15 protein-coding genes are annotated in these 22,055 nt (G+C 64.4%); 6 read left to right on the top strand and 9 right to left on the bottom strand.

The features are described 5' to 3' along the window. Window positions 1-6: 6 nt before the first annotated feature. From Pan44_RS10525 to Pan44_RS10545, 5 genes are all read right to left on the bottom strand, one after another. The gene (locus tag Pan44_RS10525) at window positions 7-1,431 is read right to left on the bottom strand and encodes a DUF1501 domain-containing protein (RefSeq protein WP_145029915.1); all 1,425 of its coding nucleotides are present in this window, start codon (window positions 1,429-1,431) and stop codon (window positions 7-9) included. A gap of 602 nt (window positions 1,432-2,033) precedes the next feature. After that, on the bottom strand, window positions 2,034-3,596 hold the full coding sequence (locus Pan44_RS10530; protein ID WP_145029917.1) for an ABC transporter permease: 1,563 nt from the start codon (window positions 3,594-3,596) through the stop codon (window positions 2,034-2,036). A gap of 85 nt (window positions 3,597-3,681) precedes the next feature. After that, window positions 3,682-7,785: a hypothetical protein gene (locus tag Pan44_RS10535; RefSeq protein WP_145029919.1), complete on the bottom strand. Its 4,104-nt coding sequence runs from the start codon at window positions 7,783-7,785 to the stop codon at window positions 3,682-3,684. Between the two features lie 165 nt (window positions 7,786-7,950). Beyond that, entirely contained in the window at window positions 7,951-8,481 is a 531-nt protein-coding gene (locus Pan44_RS10540) for a hypothetical protein (RefSeq protein WP_145029921.1), read from the bottom strand. A gap of 47 nt (window positions 8,482-8,528) precedes the next feature. Next, window positions 8,529-9,353, bottom strand: a complete 825-nt coding sequence (locus Pan44_RS10545; protein WP_145029923.1) for a hypothetical protein — start codon at window positions 9,351-9,353, stop codon at window positions 8,529-8,531. A gap of 99 nt (window positions 9,354-9,452) precedes the next feature. Between Pan44_RS10545 and Pan44_RS10550 the strand changes: the two genes are divergently transcribed. Further along, window positions 9,453-11,663: a cyanophycin metabolism-associated ABC transporter gene (locus tag Pan44_RS10550; RefSeq protein WP_145029925.1), complete on the top strand. Its 2,211-nt coding sequence runs from the start codon at window positions 9,453-9,455 to the stop codon at window positions 11,661-11,663. Between the two features lie 12 nt (window positions 11,664-11,675). Here Pan44_RS10550 and Pan44_RS10555 read toward each other — a convergent pair whose 3' ends face one another. From Pan44_RS10555 to Pan44_RS10565, 3 genes are all read right to left on the bottom strand, one after another. Beyond that, window positions 11,676-12,416 carry a 3-keto-disaccharide hydrolase gene (locus tag Pan44_RS10555; protein WP_145029927.1) on the bottom strand — a complete coding sequence of 247 codons (741 nt, stop codon included), beginning with the start codon at window positions 12,414-12,416 and terminating at the stop codon, window positions 11,676-11,678. A 115-nt stretch (window positions 12,417-12,531) separates the two neighbouring features. After that, complete coding sequence (locus Pan44_RS10560; protein ID WP_145029929.1) at window positions 12,532-14,598, bottom strand: Hsp70 family protein; 2,067 nt, start codon at window positions 14,596-14,598, stop codon at window positions 12,532-12,534. A 725-nt stretch (window positions 14,599-15,323) separates the two neighbouring features. After that, on the bottom strand, window positions 15,324-15,638 hold the full coding sequence (locus Pan44_RS10565; protein ID WP_145029931.1) for a branched-chain amino acid aminotransferase: 315 nt from the start codon (window positions 15,636-15,638) through the stop codon (window positions 15,324-15,326). A gap of 371 nt (window positions 15,639-16,009) precedes the next feature. Here Pan44_RS10565 and Pan44_RS10570 point away from each other — a divergent pair, with 371 nt between their 5' ends. From Pan44_RS10570 to Pan44_RS10580, 3 genes are all read left to right on the top strand, one after another. Beyond that, complete coding sequence (locus Pan44_RS10570; protein WP_145029933.1) at window positions 16,010-16,282, top strand: hypothetical protein; 273 nt, start codon at window positions 16,010-16,012, stop codon at window positions 16,280-16,282. Window positions 16,283-16,545: 263 nt separating this feature from the next. Then, a complete protein-coding gene (locus tag Pan44_RS10575) occupies window positions 16,546-17,379 on the top strand; it encodes a glycosyltransferase family 2 protein (protein WP_145029935.1) in 834 nt (277 codons plus the stop codon). Between the two features lie 39 nt (window positions 17,380-17,418). Further along, the gene (locus Pan44_RS10580) at window positions 17,419-18,117 is read left to right on the top strand and encodes an ABC transporter ATP-binding protein (RefSeq protein ID WP_145029937.1); all 699 of its coding nucleotides are present in this window, start codon (window positions 17,419-17,421) and stop codon (window positions 18,115-18,117) included. Window positions 18,118-18,176: 59 nt separating this feature from the next. Here Pan44_RS10580 and Pan44_RS10585 read toward each other — a convergent pair whose 3' ends face one another. Further along, window positions 18,177-19,460 (bottom strand): HEAT repeat domain-containing protein, encoded by a 1,284-nt coding sequence (locus tag Pan44_RS10585; RefSeq protein ID WP_197454004.1) that lies wholly within the window; start codon window positions 19,458-19,460, stop codon window positions 18,177-18,179. Window positions 19,461-19,745: 285 nt separating this feature from the next. On the opposite strand from Pan44_RS10585, the gene Pan44_RS10590 reads away from it, so the two are divergent. Further along, window positions 19,746-20,954 carry an HD-GYP domain-containing protein gene (locus Pan44_RS10590; RefSeq protein ID WP_145029941.1) on the top strand — a complete coding sequence of 403 codons (1,209 nt, stop codon included), beginning with the start codon at window positions 19,746-19,748 and terminating at the stop codon, window positions 20,952-20,954. Window positions 20,955-21,012: 58 nt separating this feature from the next. After that, window positions 21,013-22,047, top strand: coding sequence for a GGDEF domain-containing protein (locus Pan44_RS10595; RefSeq protein WP_145029943.1), 1,035 nt, complete (start codon window positions 21,013-21,015; stop codon window positions 22,045-22,047). The last annotated feature ends 8 nt before the right edge of the window (window positions 22,048-22,055 follow it).

Raw genomic sequence — 22,055 nt, forward strand, 5'->3', positions numbered from 1 at the left:
AGTCGCTCACGCGATCAGCGCGTCGACGACGTTGCCGTAAACGTCCGTCAGCCGGAAGTCGCGGCCGGCGAAGCGGTAGGTCAGCTTCTCGTGGTCGAACCCGAGCAGGCGGAGCATCGTCGCGTGGAGGTCGTGGACGGAAACCCGGTTCTCGACCGCCGCGAAACCGAATTCATCGGTCGCCCCGTGGACCTGGCCCCCTTTCACGCCGCCGCCTGCCATCCAGCAGGTGAAACCCCAGTGGTTGTGGTCGCGGCCGTTGATCTTCCCCTGGTTCGACCCGGCGGTCGGCAATTCCACGACGGGCGTGCGTCCGAATTCCCCACCCCACAGGATCAGCGTTTCATCCAGCAGGCCACGCTGCTTGAGGTCCTTGAGCAGCGCCGCCAGCGGCTGATCGATCTGCCCGGCCAGCTTGCGGTGGTTCACCTCGAGGTCGTCGTGGTTGTCCCACGGCTGCCCGGCCCCGTGCCACAGCTGCACGAAGCGGACGCCCCGCTCCACCAGGCGGCGGGCGATCAGCAACTGCCGGGCATGCGTCCCTTTGCCGTACATCTCCTGGATGTGTTTCGGTTCCCGGGAAATGTCGAACGCATCGGCCGCATCGGTCTGCATGCGGTACGCCAGCTCGAAGGAATGGATCCGCGCTTCGAGGGCAGGATCCGCTCCGCGCTCTTCGAGATGCCGGCGGTTCATCGTCTGCAGCAGGTCCAGCTGCTTCCGCTGTTTGTCGAGCGGCAGCTGCTTGTTGCGAATGTCGGCGATCAGCTTCTCGACGTCCGTTTCTTTCGTGTCGACGTAGGTCCCCTGGAACGCGCCGGGGAGGAAGGAGGAGCGCCAGTTGGCCGACTCGGTGATCGGAAGTCCGCCCGGACACATGGCGATGAACCCGGGAAGGTTCTGGTTTTCAGAGCCGAGCCCGTAGGTGACCCAGCTGCCGAAGCTGGGACGCGACTGTCGGGCCTCGCCGCAGTTCATGAGCATCAGCGACGGCTCATGGTTGGGAACCTCCGCGTACATCGAGCGGATGACGGCAATGTCATCGATGCACTGGCCCACGTTGGCGAACAGGTCGCTGACTTCGATGCCGCTTTCGCCGTACTTCTGGAACTTGAACGGTGAGCCCAGGGCCGCGCCGGTCTTGCGCTCGGTCTTCAGGTTCTGTGTCGGCAGTTCCTTGCCGTGGTACTCGTTGAGCTTCGGTTTGGGGTCGAACGTGTCGACGTGCGACGGCCCGCCATTGCAGAAGATGTGGATGACATGCTTCGCCTTGGCCGGGAACTGCGGCTGCCGCGGGGCCATCGGCGACTGTGTGCCGGCCAGAACGGGACGACTCAGGCCGGCATCGCTGAGCAGGCCGGGCAGGGCGAGCGCGCCGAGTCCGAAGCCGGAGCGCCGGAGGAATTCGCGTCGGGAGGCGGGAAGCAGCATGGGCGGGTCTCCTGCGGGAGGAGCTTCAGGTCGCGAGGCGGGGGGCCAGCGGCGGGCATTGCAGTATAACGCGCCGGGCCAGACGGCGGCAGAGGTTCGTCGACGGGCGCAAGACTGGCCTGCGTTTCACGTTCGGCCGGCGAGCGGCCGGATTTGTCACTGGCCGGCTCGTTCTCAGAAAGCCTTCCGTCGGGCACGACCTGGTTCCCGTCTTCAAAAACGCCAGCCCTGCAGGCGGCGGGGCCCGGGTGACTGGAGGGCATGGTGAAGCAGGAGGGGAAGAGGGGCAGGGGAAGGGGGCGTTGGTGAGCAAGTGCGCAACCCTCCACGGAATATCGGAGGGACCATGAACACGATCACCGTCAATCAGTCAGCCGCCAGCACCGCCGCCGCACCGATCGCCTCCGGACGACCGGTCCCGGGCCGCTGCACGACGCGAGTCCAGGATTTCCAGGGGAGGAAGGGCGAGAAGTACGGAACACCCCCTGCCACCGTCCGTCTCGGTCGCGATTCCCCCCGGCGCTCGAAAATGCAGGGTTTCGGCTTCGATTTCTCCTCGCCGGATGGGCAAGGCGAACGCCGACGCGCCTCGGTCACGCCAGTCAGGCGTTCGTTTCCCCGTTGAGGGTGGCGGAGATCGGGAGGTGAAAGCCCGCGGCGATTCCGAGATCGAGGAACCCGGCACAGAGGAACACGATCCCGGCCGTTTCGTTTCCGTCCAGGTCCATCAGGCCGAAGCAGCACATGAAAGGGGTGGCCGTGATGAAGCCGAACAGACCGGCCGCGATGACGGTGCCCAGCCACGGATTGACCCGCAGGCTGAAGTAGCACGTCAGGTAAACCGCCAGCACCGTCGCCATGATGCAGTAGATCGTGACGCAGCCGAACACCACCGGATGACGATCGAACTCACGGAAGATTTCCCGGAAGAGACGCTCTTCCATCATCATTCCGAGCAACAGGGCGACAAACGTCGGCACGAGGGCCCACCCTGCGGCCAGGATCTTCCGGCGAACGATGCTTCCCATCGACATCGGGAGCATCCGCAGCGAATCCCAGGTCTGGTTCTTCACTTCGCGGTAGAGCAGGTGGCCTGCGTGGAAAACGATCTCCGCGATGCCGGCCCAGAAGGCGGTGACGATCAGCCCGACGCCGATCCGCTGCCAGTAGCTCCCCCAGCCATCGAGCGAAAACAGAAAGCCCATCACGAAGTATCCAAGGGCCCGCAACATCCACCATCGGTAGCCGCCGCCGAATTGCCGGAAGTCTTTCCAGAGAATGGCCCGTCCCACCGGGCCAACGGGCGCGCGGCGAGGAGCGCGTCGTCGACGGATCGGGTCCGGAAGACGCGATTTCATCCACGCCAGCAGCCTCGATTCCCGCCCCGGGACCTGGTCGTACGTGTTCACGCGGTCGAGCAGCAGCCACGAGAGTCCCAGGAGCACGAACGCGGCCGCGAAGTTCGTCCAGACCTGCGTCGACATCAGCCCGCCGGTGTAGCCCGGGCGAACGATCACGCCGAGCTGATAAGGCACCATGTTGCGATACAGCGGCGGGAACGGACTATTGGCCCGCGTGATCAGGTGGAACTCGCGCAACAACTCCTCGGCGATGAGGGGCCCGAACAGCAACAGAAAGATGGTGATCATTGAGGCGACGCACGCTCGCCCCGTCGTGGTGAAGTAGACCGAGCAGAGCGTCCCGATCTGCGACATCAGCGCCAGGTGGGCCGCGAGCGAGACCGCCACCGCCGCGACCTGTGTCGTCGTCACGCCACCCAGCGTGACGCACAGCCACCAGTACGGAAGGCTGACGGCGATCAGCAGGAGCACCACCCCGACGCGGGCGACCGATTTGCCGAGGAGCAGCGTCAACGAACTGACTCCGGCCATCCGCAGCAGGCCGAGCGTGTGCTCTTCCTTTTCCTCGGTAATCACGGACGGGAAGTAGAAGGCGCCCAGCAGCGTGAGCATCACCATCGTGGAGAAGGTGAGGCCTTCACAGAACTGCAGTCCAGGGGAGCTTCTCCAGGAGCTGTCGAAATGAATGATCGACAGCAGCCACAGGACCCCCAGGGCGATGCCGCCGCGCAGCAGGTGCGTCCGCACCTGGCGGACGTCGACGCGAAATGTCTGCGACAGGAGCGCAACCGCCTTGGTCAGCATGCCCGTTCACTGCTCAACAGGGGGAGCCGCGCGACGTCCGCGGCAGTCGTCTCACTGCGTCGCCACGCAGGCTACTCGCGTGAGGCTACTTTTTCTTGTTCAGCGATTCCCGATAACGCTTTTCCGCCGCCCGATATTCGGCCGGGGCTGGCCTTCCGGACGTCCCGAAGCCCGAAGTGGAAGGCCCTTCACCCGTTCCGGCGGCCCGCTTGCTCGTCTGTGTCTGGAGATCGATCCCCTTGAGGAGCTGCTCAAACTGCCGGCGGCGGGCCTGGGCCTCGGGCGAATTGTCGTCGCCAGTGTCTGCCAGACGCTCCTCCAGCCGATCCATGAACGAACGCAGCTCGTCGTCGGTAAATCCGAGTTCCTTCTGAAGCTCGGGATCGATGTCGCCCCGTTCGAGGGTTTCCTGCAGGCGCTTGAGGGCGAGATTGGTCGCCTTCTTGCGGTTCTCGAGGTTCGCGGCCTCGGCCGTCGATTCGCCGCCCGAGCCCTCTCCCTGCGCCCCTTCCGCCGCAGCGGCGCCCGGCCCCGAACTTCCGGCGCCTCCCGCTCCCGGCTTGGCGCCGCTGCTCATTCCGGGCTTGGGATCGCCCCCTTCTCCCGAACTGGACTGTTTTCCAGACGCGTTATCGCCACCGGGTTTCGACGACTGGCCACCGCCGTCTTTCGAATCCTGACCGCCCTGTTTCTGCTCACCACCCTTCTGGTCGCCACCGCCCTGTTTCTGATCGCCGCCCTTCTGGTCGCCACCGGCCTTGTCGTCGCTCCCACCCTGTTTCTGGTCGCCACCCTGTTTGCCGGAGTCCTGTTCCTGAGACGACTTCTCGTCGCCTCCCTTCTCGCCCGGCTTCTGGCCGCCGTCCTGCGGCGAGTCGCTCATGGGGGAGTTGTTCCCCTTTCCGGATTGATCCGCCCCTTTGGCTGAACCATCGTCCTGAGGTTTCGAGCTGCCGTCCCCCTTCGAGTCTCCACCTTCCTTCGAGCCGGGCTGCGAGGACTTGCTGCCGTTCTCGGACTTGCCTGTTCCCGATTTTTCGCCGGTCTTCGACGACTCGCCGTTCTTTCCGGCTTCTCCCTGGCCGGGCGTTTTCTGGCCGCCGGTCTCACCGGGCTTAGACGAACCGGGATCGCCCATCCCCTGCTCGCGGGTGCCCATGTCGTCGTTCTGACCGACGGGTTTTTGCGAGCTATTCCCCGGCTTTTCCTGCGCGCCAGGCTTCTGCTCACCCGGCTGGGTGCGGTCGCCCGACTTGCCGTCCGGAGAGTCCTGTCCCTTGGCGCCGGTGTTCGCGTTGTCCTGGTCTGCGGGTTTCCGTTCGTTCGAAGTCGCCTTGTCGCCGGGCGCATTTCGGTCGCCCATCGGGGACTGTGCGCTGTTCTCGGTCTGGTCGGCGGAGGGGGCGCCCGGCATCGGCGTTGAGCCAGGTTTCTGGCCCGCATCCGGCTTCGCTCCTGGCTGACCGGGCGCGGCGGGATCCGAGGGCGTGGAGGCCTGATTGCCGTCGGGTTTTTTCGACGAGGAATTGTCGCCCGTCCCGGGCTGGTTCTTCTGATCGGGCGACGTGGAGGGAGAGTCCTCCATACCGGGTTTTCCGGATTCGGTTCCCTGACGGTTGTCCGGCGACGGCTGCTCACCTTTGGCGGAGGGTTTCTGCATCGGTTGGCCGGAGGGGGTTCCACCCGGCTCACCCTTGCTCGTCGTCTCGCCTTCGGACTTCGAGCCGTCGCTCTTCGACGTCTTGTTGTCCTGCTGCCCGTCACGCTTCTCGCCGGGCTTTCCGGGTGCAGCGTCTTCCTCGCCCTTCATCGGACTGGAAGGATCGGCGCCTGGTTCAGTCTGCGGGGAACGGCCGTCGGGACCTTTCTCACCCGGCTTGCCCGCGTCGTCCTGAGGCTTCGATTCCTGTGGATTTGATTCGTTCGGTTTCGACGGATCGGCTTCGCCCGGCTTGTTTCCGGACTGTTCGCGCTCCGTCTGTTTCTTGTGCCAGTCGATCAGCTTCTGGATCTGGGTGTCATCCGGCGCCTGTTCGCGCGGGCCCGAAGGCTGTCCGTCGTTCCCCTTCTGGTCGGAGTTCGAGCCCTGTGAGCCGTTCCGGTCGCGGCCCTGATCGCCCGGACGCTGTTCGGCCCCGGGCTTCGATTCGCCGGACGCAGTTTTGTCCCCCGCGGCGCCGTCCTTGCCTTCCTGCTTCTCGCCCGTGTTCTCACGCGAGGGCTGCTGCTGCTGTGCGCCATTCGGCTGCTGCTGCTCCTGGGGAGGCTGCTGTTCGTGCGGGGGATTCTGTGCCGCGTCGCCCGGCATGGGGGACGGTTTTTCACCCGGTGTCGAGTTTTCCGGTTTCTGCCCAGGATTGTTTTCGGTTCCCGGACGCTGTTCGGCCTGGTCCGGATCGCTGGGTGGCTTGGACTCGCTTGCGCCCTGGGCGCCGTCAGGACGCTCCGCGCCGTTGTCCTCGGCGCCGGCCGGCTGGGGCTGATCGGGCCGGGCCTGGTCGAGCGCTTCCTGCGCATCCTTCGAGGCCTGCTCTTCCTGCTTCCTGGTTTCGGCCGGCGGCTTCGGAGCGACGAGATCGATATTCAGCCGGGGAGTGAACGAGCGGTTGATCCCGCGGTCGGCGAAAGGCTCGAAGTTGTCGCGGGCTTCGATCCAGTAGGTCAGCCGGCTGCCGGCGGCGAGGTTCAACTCCGCGAGCCGGAGCTTGTAGGTTCCCTGCCGTGACTCCTCATCGGGGGGGCCGGTGAAGAGTCGTGGCGATGACACGAGGACCTGGCCGTCGTGCTCGAGGTTCAGGACCAGCGAACGGAGTTTGAAATCGGGATCGGATGCCCGGTACGCGATCTCGACGACTCCGTTGACCGGGGCCTGAAGATCGCTTTTCGGATAGAGGACTTCGACGCGCGGTGGCAGGTCGGGACGGATGTTGAGCGGCTGCAGGGTCGGCTGCGGGTCCTGATGGTTTTCCTCGGTGACCAGCTGGACGCGGTAGAAACGGGGAAAGGATCCATCTCTGCGCAGCGCCAGCTGCCAGCTCACCTTGAGCTTCGTTCCATCGGCGACGAGCATCGGCAGCTCTTCGGCTTTCACCGAGGTGTCCTCGGTGTCGGAGAACAGCAGCATGGCCGACTTCACCTTGCGATTGGCCGTGGCATTGACCGTGACGCGGGTTCCTTCCCAGGCGTCGATCGCCCCGCCAGGCTCACTCTTGTTGCTGACGCCGGTGTAGGGGAGGTACTCGTAGTCGACTCCATCGACGACTGCCGCGGGAGACTCGATCACATTGACGGTGTAGGTCTCAGACCGCGCATCGCCTGCGACGACGTGGTAAGTGAGATTCTGGCGCAGGCCGCGTCCGTCCGGTCCGATGAGCGTTCCGCGATACCGCCGGAGTCCTTCGCCAGAGTCGCGGAGGGGCAGGGCTTCATCGACGAATGCGCCGTCGGCCGTGGTGTAGTAGAGGGTCGCTTCCTGTGGGGCCTGCCCGGAGGTTTCCACTTCGATCTCGAGGTGGGCCAGCGCGGGAACCTCAGCGTTTCCGGGGTTCACGCGGTCGATCCGCGTGCGGGTCGCGACGCCCGTCGAAGTGAACGGGGCGATCGCCCGCCAGGCCGACTGGAGGATGCTCTTGGGGGAAAAGAGCGCGTAGCCGCAAAATGTCGCCAGCAGGAACAGCAGGGCGTAGGAAGATGTCATGAGCGCGCTGCGATCGACGGCTTCCTCGACATCCGCCTTCGAGAGGCCGACTGCTGCCCGCTTTTCCAGCGACCCGAGGATCTGCCCGGACGCGGTTCGTCCCGACTGTTTGAGATCGGTGAGCGTCAGCAGGCTGCTCTTCAGGCCCGGCTGGGTTCGCTCGATCTGCCGGGCTGCGAACAGCACGTTGACGCGACTGTTCAGCGGCCGCAGGAGCCGCGTGACGATCCAGTAGCCGAGCGCAACGGTTCCCACGCTCCAGAAGGCGATGCGGGCCCAGAGCCCGAGGCCGCCCGTCACGAGCCAGTGGTCGGCGACAATGAAGGCAAAGAGGTAAAGCGTGACGCCGAGGGCCGCGCCGACAACGCCGACAAGGACATCCGTCGACTGGATGCTTTTGCTCGTCTTGTTGAGCTGGTAGTCGATGAATTCATCGAACTCGACGAACCGGTTGCCGGCAGGAGGCGTCGCTTCGGCAGCGCTCTTGGGCATCTCGGTTGTTCCTGTCCCTGAATCACACGGCAGTCGAAATCGACGGAAGCGCGTTCCACGTCAACAGCCTCCGTCGAATTATAGTCGACGCATGAGACGGGGTGGATGCTCCAAAAAATCGGGACGGGAAGGCCGAAATCGTCGAAAACGGTTCGTTTCCGCAGATTACGCTTCTTTGTCGGCCTGCTGTTGGGGGTCGGGGAGCGGAATGTCGGCGCCGAGGCCGGCATAGGCCTCCAGGGCGGTGGCCATGCGATCGAGCATGAGAATCGAGTTCGGGACGTCCGCATCGAGGCGGCGGCGAAGGACCGACAGCCGGCTGCGGAATTCATCGATTTCCTGACGGATCTTGATCGTCCATCGCCGCACGCGTTCGATCTGCTCCTGGCAGTGCTGCAGACGCCGTTTCGCGGCAGCATGGGCCTGCTTTTCTTCAATGCAACTCGAGCGGCGGCCGGCGACGGTCCGCATCAGGCAGGTGTTCAGTGCGGTTCGCGTCGAGGCGACCAGCTCGAAGGCCTTGCGGGTTTCGTTCTGCCAGTAGGCAGGGCGGTCGTGCTCGATCCAGTCGATGGCGCGGTGAAGCTCCATGAGCATCATGTCGATCGACGACGAGGCATCTTCGCGAAAAAGAGCGAGCGCCGCCTTGAACTCGCGGAGCGCGGGGATCGACCGGACCTGGGCCTTCTCGGACATGGCAGATGATTATGGGCCGACGCGCCGGGCGGGCAACAGCGCTGGGCTCAATAGAGCCAGATGGCGCCGCCGTCGTTCCATCGAAACGCGGGCTGCGGAGTCTGGCGGCGGGCGCCGAAGACGCGCCGGTCGGCGGCCCGCAGAAGCCAGTCGCGCCGGCGGGGAGCGACGTTCAGCAGGGAACGCGGAGAGGCATCGGCGGCTGACCAGAGGCCGATGATTTCGCGCCACGCGGCCGTTCGCCAGGGACGGCGGATGTGGATGGGATCGAAGCCGTACCATTCCGGGCGGGGGGCGAAGGGTGTCGCACCCAGTTCCTGCGCCCGGGCGACGATCAGTTCGTCGAGGCGGGGAACATCGGAGAGCATTCGCTCGTAGGTCAGCGGGGAATTCGGGAAGAAGAAACTGCGGGTCGCCTTGAACCGCGTCCGGCCGATCCGCTGCAGGGCGAAGACGGGGGGACGGCCGACGGTCAGCACCGCTCCTTCCCGTTTCAGCGGGGCAAGGCACTCCCGGAGCCATTCGTCGATCTGGTCGGGGGTGGCTCCAAACAGGAGGTCGTTTCCGAGATCAGTCGCGAGGGCGTAGAGGGGGGGGGCCTGGCCCGCCTGCTGCGCCTGGTCGCGAGCGGCGCGGAAGGCGTCCCACAGCCCGCATTGCCTCAGGCCGGGGAGTGTCCGGAAGGGGGCCCAGCTGGGCCGGCCATAGGAGCGACCGTGTCCGTGGGCGGCGAAGATCTGGAGGCGGCCGGGGAACTGTCGGCGGATTTCGGCGACAATCCGTGGAAACCCCAGCGTCACGTTGCTCGCCCCAAGAATGACGACGTGGGCCGCATCGCAGTCGTGAATCGCGTCCGTTGGCATGGTTGCCATGAACTTTAGAGGCGCTCCCCGCGATTTTGCCACAGGGATGGCGCGGGCCGCCGTGATTCGTCACTTGACGCCCCTCCAGCGAGTCTCGACTCTCCCGCCGTGACTCCTCAGCCTTCTCCCTCTGCTGGCATCGGCTCGCTCGCCCCAGGCTGGCGTGCGAGCGTCGAGCGCGCGCTGCTGAGTGACGAGCGGCTGCTGGGCTTTCTCGACATCGATCTCGATCCGGATCGGCGGTTCAGCCCGGGGCTGCTCGTCCTGACCGACGGACGCTGGCTCGCCTGGGTGGGGAGTTCTCCGCTTGTCGAGACCGACGTCCGACGACTCCAGCACATCGAACTGCACGACTACGGTTCGCTGAGCGAACTGGTCGTCCAGTGGGCCGATCAGCAGACGACTCGCTACCCGCTGTCGGCCACGCGGCGTGAAGCGGCGCGGGCGTTCGTGGAGCAGGTCGAACGGTTCTTGCGCGGCGGACTTTCGGAGGACCTCCCGCCGGATGCGCGCTGCGAGAAATGCGGCGGACCGCTCGGGCCGGGAGGCGAATGCCCGGAATGCCATGTCTCGGACGCGCCGCCGGCGGTGCGCTCGATCATGCGGCTGGCGCGGTTCGCGCGTCCCTGGGCCGCCTACAGCGCGCTTGGCGTTGCCCTGACGATCACGAGCACGGCGGCCGCCCTGGTCTGGCCGTACCTGACGGGGCAACTGGTGGACGACCTGAGCGCGCGGGGGCCGGACGTCCGGTCGCTGATCGTCCGGTCGCTGCTGGGCCTTGGTGTGGCGTCGCTCGTGGCGTGCGTGCTGGGCTGGGCGCGGACGTGGGTGCTGTCGTGGGTCAGCGAGCGGATCAGCGCGGACCTGCGCGTGGCGACATATCGTCATCTGCAGTCGCTGTCGCTCACATACTTCAGCGGCAAACGGACGGGCGACCTGATCGCTCGAGTCAGCCAGGACACCGACCGCATCTGCTACTTCCTGTCGGTCAACGCGATCGACTTTGCCTGTGACGCCCTGACGCTGATCATCACCGCGATCATCCTGCTGTGGATCGATCCGCTGTTCGCGCTGATCACCCTCGCACCGCTGCCGATCATCGCATGGGCTGTGCAGATCGTGCGCAATCGGCTGCGGGGCGGATTTGCGGCCGGAGGCAGGGCCTGGGGTGAAATGACCTCGGTCCTTGCGGACACGATCCCGGGAATCCGCGTCGTGAAGGCGTTTGCGCAGGAACGACGCGAAGTCGAACGGTTCAAGTCCGCGAATCAGAGAGTGCTCGACGCGAACGACCGCGTGAACCAGACCTGGTCACTCTTCGGTCCGCTGATCATCCTGCTGACGGACGCCGGCCTGCTGATCGTGTGGGCCTTCGGAGCGTGGTGGGTCATCAACGACCGGCTGACGGTCGGCGAACTGACGGCCTTCGCTCTCTACCTCACGCGGTTCTATGGCCGGCTGGAATCGATGAGCCGGATGATCGCAGCGGTGCAGCGGGCCGCGGCGAGTGCGCACCGCATCTTCGAGATCCTTGATATGCCGCCCGATGCTCCGGTCACGCGAACGTCGCGCAGCATTGGCCGGGTCGAGGGACGGATCGAGTTCCGGAATATCGGCTTCAGCTATGGCAACCGGCAGGTGATCCGGGATGTCTCCCTGGACGTCCGGCCGGGGGAGATGGTCGGCCTGGTCGGTCCCAGCGGTTCTGGGAAGACGACCCTCGTCAACCTGGCCTGTCGATTCTACGACATCACGTCGGGCGCGATCCTCGTCGACGGCAACGACATCCGCGACCTGAAGATCGAAGACTACCGGAGGAATATCGGGCTGGTGCTCCAGGAGCCGTTCCTGTTTTACGGCTCGATCGCCGAGAACATTGCCTACGGGAAGCCAGAGGCGACCCGGGCCGAGATCATCGCCGCCGCACGGGCGGCCCGCGCGCACGACTTTATTCTCAAGCAGATCGACGGCTACGACGCGATTGTCGGCGAGCGGGGCCAGCAGCTTTCCGGCGGGGAACGCCAGCGGATCTCGATCGCGCGGGCTTTGCTCATCGACCCGGCCCTGCTGATCCTCGATGAGGCGACGTCGGCAGTCGACACCGAGACGGAACGCGACATTCAGCTGGCGCTGGAGAACCTGATTCGCGGGCGGACGACGATTGCGATCGCGCACCGCCTCAGCACGCTGCACAAGGCGGACCGGATCGTCGTGCTGGAAAACGGGCAGATCGTTGAAGTCGGCCCGCACCAGGAACTGCTGGAACGCGGCGGAGCGTACGCCCGGCTGTACCAGGCGCAGCTCCGCGACGTGGAATAGCGGTGACGGGCGTCAGATCTGCGGAGCGCCGAGTTCTCGAATCCAGATGTTCCGGAACTTCACGGGGTTGCCGTGGTTCTGCAGCTTGATGGGGCCTTTGGTGACCTCCGGGTTGTAGCGCGGAGCGCGGACGTACGGCGTGTCGCCGAGCAGCTCGAGATGATCCTGCACCAGCACGTTGTTTTGCAGGACCGTGATCGTTGCCGGACGCTTCAGCTCTCCGTCGTCATGGAATTGCGGCGCGTGGAAGATGATGTCGTATGACTGCCACTCGCCTGGCTTCCTGCAGGCATTCACGAGCGGGGGCCGCTGCTTGTAGATGCCGCCGCACTGGCCGTCGAAATAGGTCTTGTTCTCGTACGAATCGAGGACCTGAACTTCGAACTCGCCGCACAGGAACACGCCGCTGTTGCCGCGTCCCTGCCCATCCCCTTTCACCGCTTCCGGAGTGGCGAACTCGATGTGCAGCTGGCAGTCGGAGAATTCCTGTTTCGTTGCAATGTCGCCTTTCGTGGGGCTGGCGTATCCGTCCTTCACCACCCAGCCATCCGCTCCTTTCCAGGCGTCGAGCGACTTGCCGTCGAACAGGACGATGGCGTCCGAAGGGGGAGCGACCCCTTCACCCGGAGTGACGATCTTCGGCTCGGGCCAGTTGACGCCGCTCTTCCATTCGCGGCTCTGGGCATACAGGCCCGTCACAGCGATGAGCATTGCGGCCGAAGTGAAGCAGGTCCGGCGAGTCAGTCGAGGCATTTCAAAACCCGGAGAGCGAGGAGACGGACAACCCGCCGATCAGCTTACGAGAGGAACTGCGGCAGAAAAAGCGGCGCAAGTTCGAGTTCGTGCCAGCGGCTCAACAGACGCCGTTTCAGGTCAGCGAATTCCAGAAGTCGTCGCCGCCGTCGTCCTTCGTCGAGCCTCGCGAGCCGGGCTTCTTTGATTTTGGCGGAGGGAGTTTGACGGTGTCCGGATCGCCCAGTGATTCGGGGAGCTGTCGGGGCTTCGACGACTTGACTGCCGGCATGCCTTTGGGAGGCGTCGGCTTGATCACCGGTTTTCGGGAGGTGGCCCTCGGCGGAGTCGACGAATTCAGCGTCGTTCCACATCCAGGGCAACGCCCCCGGGCGTCGAACGGCTCGCCACAGGAGTTGCAAAGGGGGATCGGGCGATCGGCTTCTTCCAGACGCTGACGGGCCCCGGGATTTACCGGGCGTGCCGGCGTCGCCGCCGCTGGCCGCTGGGACTTCGGTTGCGGCGGAGCGGGCGGAGGAAGCGGCGGGAGCGCAACGGGAATTGGTGATCCTTTCCGGGCCGCGGTGAGGACGGGCGTATCGAGCGGACTGATGTCGGAACTCGGCTGGGCCGGAAGATGCTTCAGGTTCTCAGTGCGGGTGATCGTCGTCTTCGCATTCCGGCCGCTGCGGGGTTCCCGGGCCGAGACGTGCACGCGGGCCTGTTCGTCGTAGCGGATGGTGACCTCGATCGGCGTCGCTTCCGGAAGTTCCGGCGGGAGTTCGTCGACGACGCACTCCCCGATGTCGAGGTAGGGATCGTCGGGCGAGGCTCCGCTTTCGACGATATGCAGGCTCACTCGGCGCTGATCGGGAGTCACGGTCCCGAAACTCTGGCGGGCCGCGACGGGGAGGGAAGTATTCGCCGGGATGAGGTAGTGGGCGAGGCGCTGTCCGGTCGATTTGTCGCGGACGACGATCCCGAGGGCCCGGGCCGTGATGCTCTGCTGCTTGAACTTCGCCAGCCGGGCGGTCGCCTGCTTGTTCAACACCGACGCGGAGAGTTTCTGGCCGCTGAGCAGCATGCCGGAGTAATAGGCCGCGCCATGGGCGATCGACTGGTCGGGAGAGAGCGTGGTATTGAGCGTGGTCCCGCTGATGCGCTGGAGCATGTCGCGGATCATCGGCATGCGCGACGCGCCGCCCGTCACGAGAACTGCGTTCACATGGGCCCAGCCGGCGTGTTTGCTGTTGCTGGCGCGGCCTTCGATCTCGACCTTGTGCGCCCGCAGCAACTGCTCCGTCACGTCGCGTGCCTTGTCGACGAGTCCCTGCGTCAGCTTCTCGAACGATTCCCGGGCCACGCCGAACGACTTCCGTCGTCCGGCATGCTGCACCGTCACCGTCGCCCGCGGCCGCACGCTGAGCGCCCGCTTGGCCTGTTCGACGTCGTTGGCCAGTGCCTGCATCGTGTGCAGGTCGAGGCGCGGGTCTTCTCCGGGAGTTTCCTGCAGGAACTGTTCGCAGGCCCATTTCTCAAGGGCCGCGTTCCAGTCGATGCCCCCCAGGTTCAGATTTCCGCCACTGGCGACGACAGTGACCTGTTGCTTGTTGTAACGCACGAGTGACAGGTCGAACGTGCCGCCGCCCAGGTCGAACACCATCACGGTCTGGTCGTTGGCCAGTTCGGCGAACCACATCCCTTCACCGAGGACGTAGCAGAGCGACGCGGCGACCGGTTCGTTGATGATGTCGACCCGTTCCAGCCCGGCCTTATGGCCCGCTTCGATTGTCCGCTGCCGCTGAAAGTCGCTGAACTGGGCCGGAACCGTGATGACCGCATGCCGCAATCGCGCGCCCAGCCGCGCTTCCGCACCGCTGAGCAGCTTCCGGATGATCAGGGCGGAGATGTCGACGGGCGTGTAGACCTGGCCGTCAACGACCCAGCATTTGTGGGAATCGCCCATGTAGCGTTTCGCATGCTGGACGACGCGTTCCGGCTGGGCGACAGCGTTCCGGAGCGCCTCGGAGCCGACGACGATCTCATCGCCATCGAAGAGGACGACCGAAGGGGTCGTCATTTCGCCTTCTTCATTGGGGCAGGCGACCGGCTGACCCTGGGGGGTCAGGTAGGAGAGACAGGAGTACGTGGTGCCCAGATCGATTCCAGCCGCATACACGGGCGTCGCATCGCGTCCAGCCATTCAAGCCCCAGTCACCAGTTGGAATCGGCACGAAATCAGAGCGAAGACAGGATTCTTATCCTACGCAGAAGACTGACGCGGGGGAAAGAACCCGCCGGCGGGCCAGGGCGAGTCACTTTTTTCACAACAGGTCGTCGGTCGTCACCGCAGATCATGTTGCGGCAACGACGAACTGGCCCATCTTGAAAACGTGACCGGCCGTGCGCGGAACTCTCAGGCTCGTGCAGGGATAGGGAACAGTGCGGAGGTGTTTGACACCGAGGGGGGCAAGGAGGGCGCGTTGTGTGGGTGGTACTGTACTCCTCGCCCTCTTTCTTCCCCCTGAAGTCTTGCGGAGGGATCGGGAGAGCGTGGGTGGTGCGGACATGGATCCGGCCGGGCCCGGGGTGAGTGACGACAGGTTGACGGTGGTTGTGTTCATGGTGTCCTCCACCATGACGGGGGCGGTTGCGCGGGAGGGCCCGGTACTCGGTACTCGGAAGTGCTTGGGCGGGTGGTGATTGGGGCGGGGTGAGTCACTTTTTGAAGTCGGTCGTCTTTCGTCACCTCAGGTCATTTTGCGGCAACGGCGCAACCCAATGATGAATTGTCCCATCTTGAAAAAGTGACCAGCCCTGGCCGGCGGGCCGGACTGTGGACGGTTGGACTGGCTGCCAATGAAAAAACGCGTCGGGCGACAAAGTCGCACGACGCGTCAAGCGCTGGCCCGCACTCGCTGAGATCCATTACCACTTCGGGCCTTCGCCGCGGACGTGGCCGTCGCAGTTGATGTCGTTCTGGCTGTCGCAGAAGTCCTTCTCGTCGGTGAAGCAGGTGCCGGTGGAGGAACCCTTGTGTCCGCAGGCACCGGCGTAGGAGTACGACTGGTTCAGGGCACCGAAGGCGGAGCCAACGTCTTCGAGTTCGTTGTTGATGTTGATGGAGACTTCCGAGAGTCCGACGACCAGGCCGATGACGGTGATGGTCGAGATCAGGACGAGTTCGGCGGAGACGATGAAGCCGGCCTCGTCGTTCAGCAGGGCGGTGGCAACGCGGTACATGGTGTGGTCCTTTTGAAGAGTGATGTGCGACCGTCCGACGGGTGGGGTTGGCAAGCCCGGAAAGTCATCTGGTTCGCCAGGACCATTTGGCGAAGGGCGTACCATTCAGACTCGTGAGCGCGCATGGATTTCGTGGCGAGGCGTATTTGCTTGAGAGATAAGTCCTCTGTGGCAATGTCTTTAAGTGCGATGTTTCAGGATGCGTGCGCGTTTCGAATCGCAATCACATGCCTGAATGCGCGTTGCCGACAGGCATCTTCAGGTGTTGCATTGAGGCATCGCGGCAACATCAGATTCTGCGGAAAGCCCCCTTGGCAGCGATTGTGCGGGGCGGGCAGGGAGTTCGACCCGAGTGGATCGAGGAGAGGTTGATGGAAGCCGTCACGTTGGCTTGGATCGCCAGCGCTCTCTCCGCCGTCCTCGCCCTGGCGGCCTCCAGCGTCAGCTATGCGCCCTCAGTCCCCCGTTGGATCCCGGTCGCACTTCCGGCAATCTCAAGCGCCATGTTCCTTTTCTCGACCGCGGGCGCCATTGCTCTCGGCAGACTGTCGCCGGGGCACCGCATCCGGCAATCACGATCCCTCCGGTTCATGCTTGCCGTGGTGGTTCTGCTCGCGTTGGTGTTGGTCGTGCTTGTCGGGTAGCGGTGGCTTCGCTCAGAACTCCATCCGCCCGTCACCGATCTCGCCGGCGATCCAGGGGCCTGGCAACCGAGGGGCAGGCTGAAGGCCGGACGTCCCAGGGCTCTGCTTCCTGTGGCCTTCTGGCTGAGGCACACGGGCCGGGAACTCCCGGCATTCGCCGCATCGCCGGTGACATCGCATTTGACCTCGCCGGCCTGTTTCGCAATTCTGGCGGTTCGAGTTGTGTCTCCGCGGAGTTGAAGGTGTCGACAGAAACTGCGTCCATGGAATCGAATCCACCTGTGTCGTCACTCCGTCCATACTCCCGCGAATGGTATGAGCAGCATCACGCGACTCTGGGAGAAGGCCCCTGCCGTCAGCTGGGCATCTACTGCCTGCCGGACAACTTCGTCCTCTCGGTCGTGATCCCGGTCTACAACGAGCGCAATACGCTTCCGTTGCTGCTGGACAAGGTGAAAGCCGTCCCGATCCCCAAGGAGATCGTGCTCGTCGACGACTGCAGCAAGGACGGAACAACCGATCTGCTCAGGGAATATGCGACGCGTCCGAATGACGACCCGATGAACCGGTTGTCCGTCCACTTCCACGATGTGAACCAGGGCAAGGGGGCGGCCGTCCGGACCGGCTTCCTCAAGGCGACGGGCAACGCGATGATCATCCAGGACGCCGACCTGGAATATGACCCATCCGAGATTCCGCGGCTGCTGCAGCCGATCGTGGAAGGGCGGGCGGACGTGGTGTTCGGCAGCAGGTTCCTGGGGGACCAGCCGCACCGGGTGCTGTACTACTGGCACTACCTGGGGAACCGGTTTCTGACGACGCTGTCGAACTGCTTCACGAACCTGAACCTGACCGACATGGAGACGTGCTACAAGCTGTTCACCCGGGAGGTGATCCAGAAGGTGGCGCCGAACCTGAAGCAGAACCGGTTCGGGATCGAGCCGGAGATCACGGCCCGCGTGGCCCGGGCGCGGTACAAGGTGTTCGAGATGTCGATCAGCTACAGCGGCCGGACGTACAAAGAGGGGAAGAAGATCGGCTGGAAGGACGGGTTCCAGGCGCTGTACTGTATCGTCCGATACGGACTCGCCGACTGATTCCTGCCCACTCCCCACTCACATCGACCTGCTCGCAACGTGGAATACGCGGCCCAGATCATCGACCTGCACAAGGAATACGACCTTGGTCCGGTCAAAGTCCACGCCCTGCGGGGGGTGACGATCGATATCCCCAATGGCGATTTCCTGGCCATCATGGGAACGTCGGGCAGCGGGAAGAGCACGCTGCTGAACCTGCTCGGCGCGCTGGACCGTCCGACCAGTGGCCAATACATCCTCCGCGGACAGGATGTCGCTCAATTGGAAGACGACCGGCTCTCCGAGATCCGCAATCAGGAAATCGGATTCATCTTCCAGTCGTTCAACCTGATCGCCCAATACACGGTTCTCGAGAACATTGAAGTTCCGCTGCTGTACCGGCCCGGCTATCCGCCGCTGACGGCCGCCGATCATGAACGCTGCCTGGAAGTGGCCAATCTCGTGGGGCTGGGCGAGCGCCTCGACCACAAGCCGTTCCAGCTCTCCGGTGGTCAGCAGCAGCGCGTGGCCATTGCCCGCTCACTCATCAATAACCCGGCCATCATCATGGCGGACGAACCGACCGGAAACCTCGATTCCGCGACCGGAACGGAGATCATGAAGTTCCTGTGCAAGCTCAACGAGCAGGGACGAACGATCATCATGGTGACGCACGAGCCATCGATCGCCCGGCAGGCGAAACGGGCCATCTATATGAAAGACGGCCTCGTGGCCGGTGAGGGCGTGTTCCCCGGATAGGCGGGGTACGGCGGTGGGCAGCGATTGCGGGCGGAGACTGGTTGGCCGACGAGCGGGGCTTACAGCTTTCCCTTTCCGCTGCGGTAGGCGTCCCAGTAGAGCTGCCAGGCGTTTTCGTCGTAACCGAAGTCCTGCTGGGTCAGTTTCTGCAGCGACGCGAGGACGTCTTCGTTGCGGACGTTCACGCGGACGGAGACGCGGCGGGTCTTGATCCCCTGGGGATTGACGACCTGGACGCCATAGGGGAGCTGTCCGGTCCGCAGGAGCAGTTCGATATTGGGCGGCAGCGCGACGCCTGACTGGCCGCCGATGGAATACCGTCCGTCGGAAGTGCGTCCGAGGCTCACGTTGTCCTGGACGGGGGCGTCGTAGGAGATCTTGTGGCTGGTGACGAGGGCGCGGGTCAGGGCGGGGACGACGCGGAAATCACCAATCCCGCCGAGGGCGATGGCGGCCCGGTTGACCACCGGATTCTGGGCGTCTGTGAGAGCTTCAATGTAGTAGGGGATCGCCGCCTCGCGCTGGTCGGCGGCGAGGCCTTCGAACGCCGCCTGCCGGATCTGGGAATCGACATCCCGCAGCGACGAACGAACGAGACAGGCGACCGGCTTCACGCCGCGCATGGCAGACAGACGTTCGATATACAACTGCCGGAGAGCGATCTGGGGAACGTCGGACAGGAAGTCTTCCAGTGCGGGAATGGCGTCTTCATCGTCGATCGATCGCAGGTTCGAGAGGCCATCCATCTGGCGGCCTTGATGGCTTCCGAGCACCCAGCCCTTCCACAGGCGGACCCTGGGGTACCAGGCCTGCTCGGCCTGACGCTGCGCCGTCGTTTTCTCGAGGAGATCGATTTCCTGCCGGGTGAGATACTTGCCCTTGTGTTTGATGTACCCTTGCGCGCGCATCGACTCGTCGCGCGTCATCCACTCTCCCTGGTGGAGAACGTGGTCGAGACCGCGGTGGGCCAGCGTGTGGGTCGGGTCGAGTTCGAGCAGGGCTTCGAGCTGTTCTTCCCGCTGGCTGGTGAGCTGCTGCGCCTTGCACCATTCAGCCAGTTCCCAGTGGGCCTCAACGGTCTTCGGGATTGAGCGGGAACGCGTGACGTATTCCTCGACCTCCGGCCTGCGCCGGGCGCTCGATTCCACGGCCTCGGCGGGAAGCACAATCCGCCCGCCGAGCAGCGTCTCCATCGTCAACGGCTGATTCCGGATACTCTCTCCGACGAAGGCGCCACGAACTTCGCCGCCGTTCTTCAGGCGTGCGAGATCGGCGCATGCTTCGCGGCCCGCCAGCAGCAGGACCGAAACCGCGACGGCCGGCACAGCGTATCTACGATCCATCCAGAGCCCCCACCTCGAAGCCCGTCCCCACATTCTACGCGATTTTCGGCCGGCTGTCGCTTCGCAGAGGTCACCTGCCGCCAATCGCCACAACCCTCCACCTCCCTACAACGGTTGCAGCCGGCACGACCGGAGAAGTCGGGGTTTCCCTGAGAAGGGCGGATCGGAAGGACCCCCTCCGCCCGGCCGACTCGGTCAAGGGCGAGCTAGGTTTCTGCGTGGAGACTTTGCTGCAACTCCTCTCCTGCAGCGGGTCGAGCTCCATGCTCACCGAGGCCAAAGAGAATGCTTGCTACCCTGGAACCTGCGCTCACTTCGTTGCTTCGCCCCATGGCGATTGAGCGCGCGCCTGAACGGAAGTCCGTCCTCCCCTCCGTGGCTCCCGCCACGGCGTTGATCATGCTCATCGATGATGAGCCGATCAACATCAAGGTTGCCCGCCGCTATCTCCAGGAAGCGGGATACAAGGACTTCATCGCGATCACCGATTCGACGATTGCCCTGGACGAGATCACCGCACATAAGCCCGACGTGATCGTGCTCGACGTGATGATGCCGAGAATCAACGGCATCGAACTGCTGACGTCGATCCGCTCGAACCCGCAGACCGCGCACATTCCGGTCCTGATTCTCACCGCCAACTGCGAACGCGAAACGCGGCTGAAGGCCCTCGACGCCGGAGCGACCGACTTTCTCGAGAAACCGGTCGACCCGGCCGAACTGCTCCCTCGCGTCCGCAACTCCCTCACCATCAAGGCCCACCACGACCATCTCGAGCGGCAGGCCGAGGAACTGGAAGCCGCCGTCCAGAAGCGCACGGCCGAACTGGCCGCGTCGCGCCTGGAAGTGGTGCAATGCCTCGCCCGGGCTGCGGAATTCCGCGATGACAATACAGGTCGCCACGTCATTCGCGTGGGACGCTACGCGGGCGTGATCGCCCGTTCGCTGGGACTGGCGGATGAGTTCGTCAACCTGCTGGAACTCGCTGCGCAGCTTCACGACGTCGGCAAGATCGGCATCCCCGACAGCATCCTGCTGAAGGCCGGCTCGCTGACGCCCGACGAGTTCGACATGGTCCAGCGGCACTGCGGATTCGGCAAGCGGGTGTTCGAAAGCGCGACCGAGCAGGACAGCATGATGCTGCGGCAACACTCCAAGCTCGGCGCGCAGATGCTCAACTGCACGTCCTCGCCGCTGATCCAGATCGCCGCCCGCACGGCCCTGACCCATCACGAACGCTGGGACGGCACGGGCTATCCGCTCGGTCTTGCCGGGGAGGATATCCCCATCGAGGGAAGGATCGTCGCCGTCGCGGACGTGTTTGACGCCCTCAGCAGCCGCCGTCCCTACAAGCCCGCATTCCCTCTCACGAAGTGCTTCCAGATCCTGGAAGAAGGTCGCGGCAAGCACTTCGATCCTCAGATTCTGGACGCTTTCGAGAGCGCGCGGAACGAGATCGTGCAGATTCAGCTGGAGTATGCAGACGTGAATTGAGCCGCGATGCCCGCGGAACTGTTTGAATGAGTCATCGTCGGCCTGGTTGTCGTTCGCAATGGAAGCTCCCATCACCCTCATGCCCTCCGCAGCGTGTCCCGGCAAGGCGGCGGCACTCACGGTGCACCATCACGTCAACACGCACCCGGTGGTTCTTCCCTGTCGCATGCTTCTGCACGAGGCGCTGGAGCGTTTCGACCTCGCCGCGCACCCCTACTTCCTGCTGGCCGACGACGCGGGCATGCTGATCGGCGTCCTCGCTCCCGAGGAAATCGCCTCACGCATCGGCTCGTGGAACGAGATCGAGCGGAAACGCTGGGCCGATATGCCGCTGGAAGGCCTTCTCAAGACGAGGATGGAGGCCGGTCATTTCCTGGATGGGCCTGCCGATCCGGTTCCAGCAATCACGACGGCGACCGTCCCGTGCACGGTCCTTATCGAAGGGGGACGTCTGATCGGCGTCATGACCTCGGATGACCTGCTGCTCAGCTGGCGGACCGCGGAATCAACGCTGCGGACGGCCCTCGTCGACGCGGTCACGCAGCTTCCCAATCGGCTCGTTTTTCACCAGCGCCTGAACGAAGAACTCGAGCGGGCCCAGCGCATCCGCCATTCGATCGGCGTGATCCTGGTCGACGTCGATCACTTCAAGCAGATCAACGACGAATTCGGACACGCCTCCGGAGATCTCGTGCTGCGATCGGTCGCCAGGTGTCTGCAGAACACGATGCGTTCGTACGACCATGTCGCCCGCTATGGCGGGGATGAATTCGCCGTGATCTGTTCCGGCTGCCGCCCGGGAGAAATCGACCTGCCACTGAAGCGGCTGCATCGGGCCGTCGAGGAAATGCGGAAGCGCTCTTCGATCTTCGAGCGGGTGACGGTGTCGGTCGGCGCTGCCGTCGCCCATGCGCCCGAGATGGTCGGGAAACCGCAGGAACTGGTCGACTCGGCCGATCAGTGTCTTTACCAGGCCAAGGCGAATGGACGCAACTGCGAGTACAAGCGCGAGAGTCGCGAACGTCCGTTGCACGCGTCCGAGATCGTCCCGCTGACGCCCGCCACGCCGAAACATCAAATGCAGACGTGCTGAGCGACTTC

Source organism: Caulifigura coniformis (genome assembly GCF_007745175.1).
GTDB classification, from domain to species: domain Bacteria; phylum Planctomycetota; class Planctomycetia; order Planctomycetales; family Planctomycetaceae; genus Caulifigura; species Caulifigura coniformis.